At 43.9% G+C, this 2,001-nt stretch carries 1 protein-coding gene; it reads right to left on the reverse strand.

What is annotated here, in order from left to right:
- Positions 1 to 98: 98 nt before the first annotated feature.
- Positions 99 to 1,403, reverse strand: a complete 1,305-nt coding sequence (gene ltrA / locus FH976_RS15645) for a group II intron reverse transcriptase/maturase (RefSeq protein WP_194091703.1) — start codon at positions 1,401 to 1,403, stop codon at positions 99 to 101.
- Positions 1,404 to 2,001: the final 598 nt, after the last annotated feature.

Here is a 2,001-nt window from a genome sequence, read left to right on the forward strand (position 1 = left end):
TGTAGAGTAGGTCACTGGCTTCGGCACAACCCTTATCCAGCGACCCCTCTTCAATTCCGTGCATGAGGTTTTCCCTCACACGGCTTTCACATAAATGTTCACCCGCTCACCTTCACAGTTTTCGCCTTTGTCGGTTGTAGATACATAAGGCCTGCCTTATGTAATTTGTCCCATGCATCTTGCGCAAGATACAAGCTCCGTCGCTGACTTCTGCTTCTTGACCAACGATAAAAGCGTGCCACTAAAAACCAATCCATCTTGAAAAAGACTTGCCGAGGATAGCCCACTTTACCAAAGTAATTCTTCCAGCCCCTCACCACTCGATTTACTCGTTGAACGAGCTTGTCTAGTGTGAGAGACGTTCTGTGTTTTACTATGCTCCGCAGCTTATCCTTATACTTCCTTTGACTCTTCTTCGATGGGTAGATCTTTATGTAGTTTGTGTGCTTAATGAAGCCAACCACATATTTGAATGTGAACCCTAGAAAATCAAATTCATTCCCTACTCGGGTCATATCTACAATATGAGTTTTCTCCTCATTGAGCTTTAGTCCTTCCTGCTCTAGCTCATTCTTTATCCAGTCCTGTTGGGCTGAATTCAGTGTCGTTTTCGACAGGATAACAAAGTCATCCGCGTAAGAAATTATCTTGCATGGTGTCTTTGTCGCTATCTTCTGACAAAAGTCATTTAGGTAAATGTTTGCCAGTAATGGCGAAATCACCCCGCCTTGTGGCGTACCGATAGGGTTTCCCACTATTCGGCTTTTTCCTTTTGCTGTTGTCTCACTTATCGGCGCTTTGAGGAATTGCTTAATCAGTCTTAGTACCGCCCTATCCGTCACTTTAGACCTTACTTTATCCACTAATCGTGAATGCGGTATAGTGTCAAAGAACTTTGATAGGTCGGCATCATAGACTTGTTTATATCCTTGTTTTAGATAGGCATTAATGCATATCACTGCGTCTTGAGCACTGCGCTTGGGCCTATAACCGTAGCTATTACAGTGAAAATGAGGCTCGAAGGCTGGACTGAGTACAAGTGTACATGCCATTTGAACAATACGATCTCTGATACTTGGTATCCCCAAGTTTCGTGTTCTCCCATTGTCTTTGGGGATTTGTACTCTCTTTACTGGTAGCGGTTTGTAAGTACCTTTTACCAATTCTGCTCTTAGTGTTTTGATCAATTGGCCAGATGATTCAATGCTGTTTAAGTCTTCAAATCTAACGCCATCGACACCCGCAGCTCCTTTATTTGCTTTACACAAATAGAAGGCATCCCAGAGGATGTCGAATCGACAGATTTTGTCATAAAGACTATAAAATGCTTTGTCTGGCTCCTGCTTTGAGCGCAGGTAGAGTTTTCGCTGAAATTCTCGAACTTTATTTGAAGTGGTAGCCATAAGGCAATCTCCTGTTGAAATTTCTTGAAAAACATCATTTATGTTTGAGCCCCTTCCCTAGATAAGGTTATGTTGTCCTTATCATTTTCGGTATTATGGGCTCATCCGACTGCCTACTGTGTATACTCTGAGAATTTCGAGGTTCCCCCTTATATCTCTAAGCTGGGGCGCGACTCCCACAGCAGTAGGCTCTCCCACGTTTACTCAACATCCTTCAATGCATGCCATCTTGTATTACACCGGGAAACCATACAGTTGCATCTACTAGTTGCTTCACTGTATGTGGCAGGGTTCGTATAAACGGAGCGACTCCCCATTTCCACTTGCGTGACGATGCTTGACCAAGTTCGCTTAATGCTACGGCCTACATTGCGTCTCAACGATTTCTCGTCTTTGTCACTGGGCTTCATATCATGCTGTTACCACCATGTATGCCAGTCAGACTTCTAGGTGAACTAGCAATTACCTAGGTAGGGACCTTTCACCCTACTGGACTTAACCTTATGTTTCAGTTAACGTTTTAGACTTGCCATGCCATTTAATCGCTTGGCTGCGTCTCTAGTCCAAAACAGTATTGAGCACTTCGTGGCGCTCCCGT

The sequence above is a fragment of the Vibrio hibernica genome (assembly GCF_015223435.1).
GTDB lineage: Bacteria > Pseudomonadota > Gammaproteobacteria > Enterobacterales > Vibrionaceae > Vibrio > Vibrio hibernica.